This window comes from Marivita sp., assembly GCF_017643905.1.
Taxonomy (GTDB): Bacteria; Pseudomonadota; Alphaproteobacteria; order Rhodobacterales; family Rhodobacteraceae; genus Marivita.
In genome coordinates this window covers 1-8,943 of sequence record NZ_JAEPMO010000167.1, presented here as the reverse complement: position 1 = coordinate 8,943, position 8,943 = coordinate 1, and the positions used below count along the sequence as shown (strand labels likewise).

Below are 8,943 nucleotides of genomic sequence, written 5' to 3'. Positions count from 1 at the left end.
GGACGGCGGCGAAGGCCTCTCCGTCGGGCAGCGCCAATCCATCGGCTGGGCGCGGCTCTGGCTGCAGGACCCCGATGTGTGCCTGCTGGACGAACCGACAGCGGCGCTCGACCAGACGTTGGAAAAGACGCTGATCTCCCGGCTGGAGACATGGCTGGCGGACCGGACGGCGATTGTCGCCACCCACCGCGTGCCGATCCTTGCCCTTGCCGACCGGACCAGCGTTCTGGCCTCGGGGCGGCTGGTGGTCGATGGCCCGCGCGATCAGGTGCTCAACCACCTGCGCACGGCACAGGGGGCGTAAGCGATGGCGGTCAGCACAACCGATCTCAACGCCCAGCTTGGCCGCCGCCTGCGTGGCCCGTCGATGGTGATCTGGCTCTCGGGGGCGGCGGTGTGGCTGTTCATCGTCTGGGCCGCCTATGCCTGGATCGACGAGATCGTGCGTGCCGACGGTGAGTTTATCTCGACCTCGCGGCCGCAGATCATCCAGAACCTCGAAGGCGGTATTTTGGCCGAACTGCTGGTCAAGGAAGGCGACGAGGTGATGCGCGGCGACGTGCTGGCCCGGCTTTACGGAACGCAGTTTCGGTCGTCCGTGGACGATCTCGAAGATCAGATCACCGCGCTGGACATCCGCCGCTTGCGGATCGAGGCCGAGATGGCCGGTCTGGTGCAGTTTGAAATCCCGTGGGAACTGCGCCAGCGCAGCCCCGAAATGGCCGCCTCGGAACAGGCGCTTCTGGCCGCGCGGCAGCTGGATTTCAACTCCCGCTATGACGGCGCGCGCCGTGTGCTGGAGCAGGCGACGCAGGAAAAGAACCTGATGGAGAACCTTCTGGAAAAGAAGGTGGTCGCGCTGATCGAAGTGACCCGCGCTCGCAAGGCGCATGCGGATGCGCAGATCAAGATGGACGAGATCATCACACACACCGAATTGACCCGTGCACAGGAATATTCCGAGACGCTCAAGGAACTGGCAACATTGCGTCAAAATTTGCGGTCCTCGCAGGACCAGTTGAACCGAACGGTTCTGGTGAGCCCAATGCACGGGGTCGTCAACAAGCTGGGTGTGACGACGATCGGCGGCGTCGTGCGCCCGGGCGAAGAGATCCTGCAGATCATCCCTCTGGGCGAAGAGCTCTATGTCGAGGCCAAGGTCGCGCCCGAGAACATCGCGGGCATCCGCCCCGGTCAGGAAGCAACGATCAAACTCTCGGCCTATGACTTTACCATCTACGGATCACTGAAAGGCCGGGTCGACGTGATCTCGGCAGACACGTTCAAAGACGAACGCCGCCCCGACGCACCGGCCCATTACAAGGTGACCGTGCGTGTCGACAAGACATCGCTCAGCGACCGCCAGCGTCAGCTGGAGATCCGCCCTGGCATGCAGGCGACGGTCGAATTGCACACCGGCGAGAAGACGGTGCTGCAATACCTTCTCAAACCGCTCTACAAATCCCGCGAGGCGCTGCGCGAACCCTAAGGACATGCCGGGCTTTGCCCGTCATGACAGGTTTGTCTCGCCTGCGGCTCGGGCGTGTGGTGGTGTGACGCAAAAGACGGCGCTGCGTCTGTGGCTTATTCGGTGTTTGCATATTTTTGAAAAGAAGAAGACGTGGACCGCGCGTTTCGATTAATGCCGTGTTAAGGTCAACGGGCTACGGGTGACAGTGCGGTACAGGCAGGCATGCCGATGACCGTAAAAGGAGAAGCCCCATGCCAAGGCTGACCAAGAGCCACGCTCGGACGCGGTGCCTTGGCTGGGGTGGACACGGACCCTTGCTTCTTCTTTTCAAAAATATGCACACGCGCCGGTGCCGCTGCTGTGCCTTCCGAGGTCAGTCCTCGGTATCCATCCAGATTGTCACCGGCCCGTCATTCAACAACCGCACTTTCATGTCCGCACCAAAGCGACCCTTGGCAACCGGGATACCCTGCGCAGCCATCTGGTCGGCAAAATAGTCGTAAAGGCGATTGCCCTCGTCCGGTGCGGCGGCGGTGGAAAAGCCGGGGCGGTTGCCGCGGGAGGTGTCGGCGGCGAGAGTGAACTGGCTGACCACAAGGGCGCTGCCGCCGATATCTGCGACCGACCGGTTCATGCGCCCTTCATCATCCTTGAAAATCCGTAGCTTGGCGATCTTCGCGGCCAGTTTGTCGGCCTGAGCCTCGGTGTCGCCTTGCATGGCGCAGATCAGGATCAGCAGGCCTGCGCCGATTTCGCCAAGACCCTCGCCATCGACGGTGACGGAGGCAACAGATACCCGTTGGATCAGCGCGCGCATCTCAGGCGGCCAGTCCCTTGTTGCCGATGTCGAGAAACTTGCGGCGGCGGTCGGCGACCAGTTTCTTCGGTGAATGTTGCGACAGGTCTTTCAGCATGGCGCGCAGCGCGTTGCCGACCGATTGGATGGTCTGTTCGCGGCCGCGATGTGCGCCACCGAGGGGTTCTGCAATGATCTGATCGGTCACGCCAAGGTTCAGCAGATCCTGCGCGGTCAGGCGCAGCGCCTCGGCCGCCTCGCGCATCTTTTCGGCGTCTTTCCAGAGGATAGAGGCACAGCCTTCGGGTGAAATCACCGAATAGACCGAGTGTTCGAGCATCGCCACGCGGTTGGCGGTGGCAAAGGCCACGGCCCCGCCGGACCCGCCTTCGCCGATCACCACCGAGATCACCGGTACGCCGATCTGCAGGCATTTTTCGGTCGAGCGGGCGATTGCTTCGGACTGGCCGCGTTCCTCGGCACCCTTGCCGGGATAGGCGCCCGGGGTATCGACAAGCGTGATGACGGGAATGCGGAAGCGGTCGGCCAGATCCATGAGGCGCACGGCCTTGCGGTAGCCTTCGGGGCGGGCCATGCCGAAATTGCGCTTGAGGCGGCTTTCGGTGTCGTGACCCTTTTCGTGGCCGATGATGATCACCGGCTTGTCGTCGAAGCGGGCAAGGCCACCCATGACTGCATCGTCATCGGCAAAGTTCCGGTCCCCGGCAAGCGGGGTGTATTCGGAAAAGAGCGCGTCGATATAGTCTTTGCAATGCGGGCGTTCGGGGTGGCGCGCGATCTGGCATTTCCGCCACGGGGTCAGCTTCTTGTAGAGATCCTTGAGCAGCGCCTGTGCTTTCGCGTCGAGCGCGCGGGCCTCGTCTTCGATGTCCATCTCTTCGTTCTTGCGGGCCATGGCGCGCAGTTCTTCGGCTTTGCCTTCGATCTCGGCCAGCGGTTTTTCAAAATCGAGGTAGTTGGTCATCGTGGATCTGCCTGTTGTTCCCTGATGCTATATGGCCGGGGCGGTCGGCTTTTGCAATCTGATGGCGGCTGTAAGGTTCGCAAGACTTGTCTCTGGAGGATCGGGCAGGATCATCAGGCGACAGCGATGGAGGGGTGGATGATCTCATACGAAGCGCGGGTGCGGCGGGTTGTGCAGCACATTCACGACAATCCGGCAGGAGATCTGTCGCTTGATGCTTTGGCTGATGTCGCGGCGATGTCGCGGTTTCACTGGCACCGTGTTTTTGTTGCGATGACCGGCGAGACATGTGCGCAAGCGGTGCGGCGAATCCGAGCGCACAAGGCGGGGCATTGGCTGATCCAGACGGATTGGCCGATATCGGTGATCGCGCGGCGTTCGGGGCACAGCAATGTCCAAAGCTTTGCGCGGTCGTTTCGGGCGCATTTCGGAGTGACGCCTGCCGTGTTCCGCGCAGCGGGCCTGCCGGGTGGTTTTCAGCTTTTCAGAGAAGGACGGAGAGAGATGGTCGAATATGACATTCGGGAACAGGCGCCTGTGCGTCTGGCGGCTTTGCCGCACCGTGGAGCCTATCAGGATATTGGGCGCGCGTTTCAGGAAGTTGCCGCGATATTCTCGGCGCGGGGGCTTTGGTCGCAGGCCGGGCCGATGGTTGGGGTGTATCATTCCGACCCATCCTCGGTTGCCGAGGTTGACTTGAGAAGTCACGCTGGTGTCCAGGTGGATGCAGCGTTTGAAATGCCCGATGTGCTCGAGGAGGTCATCCTGCCCGGCGGGCCGCATGCGGTGATGCTGTATGTCGGTCCTTATGCCGGGTTGCCTGCGGCTTGGGACGCGCTTTATGGGCAGGCTTTGCCTGCATCGGGGCGGATGCCCGCAGAACATGCGTCCTTCGAGGTGTATCTCAACGATCCTACGTCAGTTGCGCCTGAGGCCTTGCAGACCGAGATTTGTGTGCCGCTGAGCTCAGGTCCAGATCACGGGGATCAGTGACGCCACCAGTAGTGCTGCCATCGCCCAGTTGAAGATGCGCAACCGGGTCGGGCGGTTCAGGAGGCGGCGCAATTGCTGGCCGATCACGGTCCAGGTGGTGGTGGAGATGCTGCCCATCGCGACATAGGTCCCGGCCACCCAAAGCACGGCGGCGATGTCGCGCCCGGTGGCGTAGAGGGTGATCGCACCAAGCGCCATGGACCAGGCCTTGGGGTTGACCCACTGGAACGCGGCGGCTTGCAGGAAGGAAAGCGGTTTGCTGCCTGTCTTGGGCGCGCCATCGGGGGGGGCTGCATTGGCGATGCGCCATGCGAGATAGAGCATGTATAGCACCGACAGCACTTTGAGGATGGTGTAGGACATCGGCCAGAGATCGAAGACCTGCATCACGCCGAGTCCCACAGGGACAATCATCAAGGGAAAGCCAAGGCCGACGCCCAGCATGTGGGGGATGGACCGACGAAAGCCGAAATTCGCGCCGGAGGTCATCAGCATGAGGTTGTTCGGTCCCGGTGTGATCACGGTGACGAAGGCGAAGCCTGCGAGGGCGAGGAAGAGTTCTAGGGTCATGCGGCGCACTTTGTGCCAGGATGCGCGCATATTGGTTGTGAATCTGTGCCGTCTATTGCATATATTTGCAATCTATGAGCGAAATTGATCAGATTGACCGCCAGATATTGCGCGTGTTGTCGTGGGATGGGCGCATCAGCAACCTTGCCCTTGCCGAACAGGTCGGGTTGTCGCCGTCGGCCTGTCTGCGTCGGGTTAGCGCGCTGGAACGGTCCGGGGTGATTGCAGGCTATCGGGCCGTTCTGAGCCCTGAGAAAACCGGGGTCGGGTTCGTCGCCTATGTGACCGTTGGACTGAGCCAGCACACGAAATCCGCGCAGGAGGCATTCGAGCGGGCGATTTCGCGCAGCCCCGAGGTGCGGGAGTGTCACAATATCACCGGGTCGGTGGAGTACCTTTTGCGGGTCGAGGCGCGGGATCTGGCGGCCTACAAGCATTTTCACACCGAGGTTCTGGGGGTCCTGCCGCAGGTCAATGCGATCACCTCTTACGTGGTGATGGGATCGCCGAAGGACGAGCGGGCCTGAGCCATGCAGCGGGCGCATGGCGCGCCTGTTGCTGTGGCTCTGGTGTCGTGGGGCAGGGCACATAGGTTGGAGCGCATGGTAGGCACACATCTTGGAGAGCCCCAATGAACGAGACATCCGCCACTCCATCGAACCCTGTTTCCGCTGACGAAGCGCTGCGTCTTTTGTCCGAAGCCTGGGCCTATTACACGCCGCGTCCGAAGCTGGTGACCGAACAGAACAGCCAGCCATCGCCGGTTTTTGACGAGTATTACGCGGCCTGAGCAAAGCTTTGCCGATGGGAAAATATCACGATTGCCTTGCGGCGGGCTTCGTCGCAAGGCTGGCGCATGAAAATGTTGCGTCCTGTCCTAATTGCTTTGTGCGTCGCGGGTGTTGTTCCAGGGTGTTCCGCCACCGTGGAGAGAACGTCTGAGGAAACCGTTTCCACCGTTTCGACGCGGAACCTCTATCCCAATGAAACGCCCGAACTGCGCGAAATGATTGTCGCTGCGGCGCAGGAGGACGAGGTGCCTGTGTCGCTTGTTCAGCGGGTGGTGATCCGGGAGAGCACACATCGCCCTGAAGCGCGCAACGGACCCTATTACGGGCTGATGCAGATCCTGCCGGCAACGGCACGATCCATGGGGTTTAGGGGGGAACCTTCGGATCTCTTGGATGCCGAAACCAATCTCAGATACGCGGTGCGCTATCTGCGCGGGGCCTGGCTTGTTTCCGATGGGGACGAGGAAGAGGCGGTGATGTGGTATGCGCGCGGGTATTATTACGAGGCGAAGCGTCTGGGACTGCTGGACGAGACCGGCGTTCATGGGCGCAAGGACTGGTCCGAATGAGGTCAACCTTTTCATAACCTTTGCCTGAGAATCTTCGTACGAAGATTCTTGGCCCCGCCCATAAAATTCTGGGAGCGGCGGATAGGGGAAAGGGCCCGCGCCGGATCAAGCGCAGGCCCTTGGTGTTGGTTCCCTGAGCAGTGTTGTCTTGGCGCCGATAGGGCTCAGACGCCCCCAATCAGGCGGGCGTGGCGATCATCTCGGACTGACGCACGATCACCTCGGCCTGTTTGATTGACGCGATGTCGACAAGGCGGCCTTTGTAGACCGTAGCCCCTTCGCCCTTGGCCTTGGCCGCTTCCATTGCCGCAAGGATTTCGCGCGCCTCGGTCACTGCCTCTTCAGAGGGAGTGAAGACCTCGTTGGCCAAGGCAACTTGTTTGGGGTGGATCGCCCATTTTCCGACCATGCCGAGCGTGGCAGAGCGCAGCGCCTGCGCACGGAAGCCTTCATCATCCGAAAAATCGCCGAACGGGCCGTCAACCGGCAGCACACCATGGGTGCGGCAGGCTGCAACGATCGCGGTCTGCGCCCAATGCCACGGATCGGACCAGTATTTCGCACCCTCGTGCAGCATGTAGTAATTCGCCTGCGTTCCGCCGATGCCGGTGGTCTGCATGCCCATGGACGCCGCGAAATCGGCGGCACCGAGACTCATCGCCTGCAAGCGGGGTGTGGCAGAGGCGATTTCTTCGACATGGGCGATACCTGCGGCGGATTCGATGATCACTTCGAAACCGAGGCGTTTCTTGCGGCCCTTTGCGGCTTCGACGGCGCTGACCAAAGCGTCGACAGCGTAGAGATCGGCCCCGCAACCCACTTTGGGGATCATGATCTGGTCAAGGCGTTCGGGCGCGCGTTCCAGCAGGTCGACAACATCGCGGTACCAGTAGGGCGTATCAAGGCTGTTGATCCGCACGCTGAGGGTTTTTGTGCCCCAGTCAATGTCGCCGATGGCCTGAATGATGTTCTCGCGCGCGCTGTCCTTGTCACTGGGTGCGACGCTGTCTTCCAGATCGAGATTGATGACATCCGCGTCCGATTTGGCCATCTTTTCGAAAATCGCCGGGCGCGAGCCGGGGCCAAAGAGCTGGCAGCGGTTCGGGCGGGACGGCGGGGTGGGCTGGATGCGGAAGGACATGGGCGCCTCTTGGTAAGGATATTTCGTTTCGTGGTGCTGTGGGGTTATGAAATTGCGCGACTTTCTGCAAGTGCATTTTGCACCTGCGGAATCGTCGCTGCTGTGCAGCGCGGTTCGCGTGCGCAAGATTCTCCCGTCGTTTTGGCGGTTTGCGGGGAAATTTTGTGCAAACGCGGGTCATGGCGCGTGTAAAGCAATGCAATTGACATGACTGCCTGCCATTCTTTGATGAAACACGCTGCTTTAAAGGGGACCGCAATGATCAAGACACCATATCTTTTGTTTCTGGGGGATGCGCCCGACGGGCTGGCTGCGAAGGTGGCGCAGGGGATCAAGGATTGGCGTCCTGAAAACTGCGTCGGTCAGTTCCGGATGGAGGGCTGCAAGGCCGACATGAAACTTCCGGACATGACCCTTGCCGAGGCGAAAGAGGCTGGTGCGAAGACCCTTGTGGTCGGTGTGGCCAACCGGGGCGGCAAGATCAGCCAGGCGTGGAAAAAGGTGCTGGTGATGGCGCTGGAGGAAGGGTTCGATCTGGCCTCGGGCCTGCACAACCTGCTGCGCAACGAACCCGATCTGGTGGCGGTGGCCGAGGCCACGGGGCGCAGCCTGCATGATGTGCGGGTGCCCGAGGTCGAGTATCCCATTGCCGATGGCGTGAAGCGCACGGGCAAGCGGGTGCTGGGTGTCGGCACGGATTGTTCCGTGGGCAAGATGTACACCGGGCTCGCTTTGGACAAATCCATGCGCGCCATGGGGATGAAAAGCACGTTCCGCGCGACTGGGCAGACGGGCATCCTGATCACCGGCGACGGTGTGCCTTTGGATGCGGTTGTGGCGGATTTCATGGCGGGTTCCATCGAGTGGTTGACGCCGGACAATGATGCCGACCATTGGGATGTGATCGAAGGGCAGGGGAGCCTGTTTCACGTCTCCTTCTCGGGTGTCACGCTGGCGCTGATCCATGGCGGGCAGCCCGATGCGCTGATCCTGTGCCATGAGCCGACGCGCACGCATATGCGCGGGCTGCCGGGCTATGACCTGCCATCGCTCGAGGCACTGCGGGACATGGCGCTCCCATTGGCGCGGATTGCCAACCCGGATTGCGTTGTGGCGGGGATTTCAATCAACACCCAGCATATGGGCGAGGCGGAGGCGGTGGCCTATCTCAAGGAACTGGGGGACCGGATGTGTCTTCCTGCCGTAGATCCGTTCCGGCAAGGGGCTGATCGTCTGGCGGAGGCTTTGGCGGCGCTTTGACGACCATTTGCGTGGCGCCTGTTGACGCGTCGCGTGTGCGTATTTGAAAAAAGAAGAAGCAGGGGGAGCAGCCCATGATCGAAGTCACGCGCGATGTGTTCAGGCTGGCGCAAGTGTTCACCATCTCGCGCGGGAGCCGGAGCGAGGCGAAGGTGTTGACGGTGCGAGTGACGCGGGGCGGGGTGACCGGATGGGGCGAATGTGTGCCTTACGCGCGCTATGGCGAAACGCTTGAGAGTGTCGAGGCGCAGATCCGGTCGTTGCCCGAGGGTATTGATCGTGCGGCGTTGCAGGAGGCTCTCCCCGCCGGGGCCGCGCGGAACGCTGTGGATTGCGCGCTCTGGGATCTGGAAGCCAAGCAGGCCGG

General features: G+C 61.5%; 11 protein-coding genes and 1 pseudogene. 8 read left to right on the top strand and 4 right to left on the bottom strand.

Annotated features, from left to right (window positions below; all coding sequences use genetic code 11):
- Nucleotides 1-304, top strand: a 304-nt coding sequence (locus JJ869_RS19970) for an ATP-binding cassette domain-containing protein (protein ID WP_292269962.1), incomplete at its 5' end; no start/stop codon positions are given.
- Between the two features lie 3 nt (nucleotides 305-307).
- Entirely contained in the window at nucleotides 308-1,489 is a 1,182-nt protein-coding gene (locus JJ869_RS19965) for an HlyD family efflux transporter periplasmic adaptor subunit (protein WP_292269960.1), read from the top strand.
- A 355-nt stretch (nucleotides 1,490-1,844) separates the two neighbouring features.
- Here JJ869_RS19965 and dtd read toward each other — a convergent pair whose 3' ends face one another.
- Both dtd and JJ869_RS19955 read right to left on the bottom strand, forming a co-directional pair.
- Nucleotides 1,845-2,288 (bottom strand): D-aminoacyl-tRNA deacylase, encoded by a 444-nt coding sequence (gene dtd, locus JJ869_RS19960; protein ID WP_292269958.1) that lies wholly within the window; start codon nucleotides 2,286-2,288, stop codon nucleotides 1,845-1,847.
- Nucleotide 2,289: 1 nt separating this feature from the next.
- The gene (locus tag JJ869_RS19955) at nucleotides 2,290-3,252 is read right to left on the bottom strand and encodes an acetyl-CoA carboxylase carboxyltransferase subunit alpha (RefSeq protein ID WP_292269956.1); all 963 of its coding nucleotides are present in this window, start codon (nucleotides 3,250-3,252) and stop codon (nucleotides 2,290-2,292) included.
- A gap of 138 nt (nucleotides 3,253-3,390) precedes the next feature.
- On the opposite strand from JJ869_RS19955, the gene JJ869_RS19950 reads away from it, so the two are divergent.
- Complete coding sequence (locus JJ869_RS19950) at nucleotides 3,391-4,245, top strand: AraC family transcriptional regulator (protein WP_292269954.1); 855 nt, start codon at nucleotides 3,391-3,393, stop codon at nucleotides 4,243-4,245.
- On the opposite strand, the gene JJ869_RS19945 is transcribed toward JJ869_RS19950, so the two are convergent.
- Nucleotides 4,219-4,815 (bottom strand): LysE family translocator, encoded by a 597-nt coding sequence (locus JJ869_RS19945; protein WP_292269953.1) that lies wholly within the window; start codon nucleotides 4,813-4,815, stop codon nucleotides 4,219-4,221. The genes JJ869_RS19950 and JJ869_RS19945 overlap by 27 nt on opposite strands.
- Before the next feature lie 74 nt (nucleotides 4,816-4,889).
- Here JJ869_RS19945 and JJ869_RS19940 point away from each other — a divergent pair, with 74 nt between their 5' ends.
- From JJ869_RS19940 to JJ869_RS19930, 3 genes are all read left to right on the top strand, one after another.
- On the top strand, nucleotides 4,890-5,342 hold the full coding sequence (locus tag JJ869_RS19940; RefSeq protein ID WP_292269951.1) for an Lrp/AsnC family transcriptional regulator: 453 nt from the start codon (nucleotides 4,890-4,892) through the stop codon (nucleotides 5,340-5,342).
- A gap of 104 nt (nucleotides 5,343-5,446) precedes the next feature.
- Nucleotides 5,447-5,605, top strand: coding sequence for a hypothetical protein (locus JJ869_RS19935; RefSeq protein WP_292269948.1), 159 nt, complete (start codon nucleotides 5,447-5,449; stop codon nucleotides 5,603-5,605).
- 66 nt (nucleotides 5,606-5,671) lie between these two features.
- Entirely contained in the window at nucleotides 5,672-6,175 is a 504-nt protein-coding gene (locus tag JJ869_RS19930; protein ID WP_292269946.1) for a lytic transglycosylase domain-containing protein, read from the top strand.
- A 178-nt stretch (nucleotides 6,176-6,353) separates the two neighbouring features.
- Here JJ869_RS19930 and JJ869_RS19925 read toward each other — a convergent pair whose 3' ends face one another.
- A complete protein-coding gene (locus tag JJ869_RS19925) occupies nucleotides 6,354-7,316 on the bottom strand; it encodes an L-malyl-CoA/beta-methylmalyl-CoA lyase (protein ID WP_292269945.1) in 963 nt (320 codons plus the stop codon).
- A gap of 258 nt (nucleotides 7,317-7,574) precedes the next feature.
- Between JJ869_RS19925 and dgcN the strand changes: the two genes are divergently transcribed.
- Both dgcN and JJ869_RS19915 read left to right on the top strand, forming a co-directional pair.
- Nucleotides 7,575-8,576, top strand: coding sequence for an N-acetyltransferase DgcN (gene dgcN / locus JJ869_RS19920; RefSeq protein WP_292269943.1), 1,002 nt, complete (start codon nucleotides 7,575-7,577; stop codon nucleotides 8,574-8,576).
- A gap of 74 nt (nucleotides 8,577-8,650) precedes the next feature.
- A pseudogene (locus JJ869_RS19915) lies at nucleotides 8,651-8,943 on the top strand (dipeptide epimerase); the annotation flags it as partial.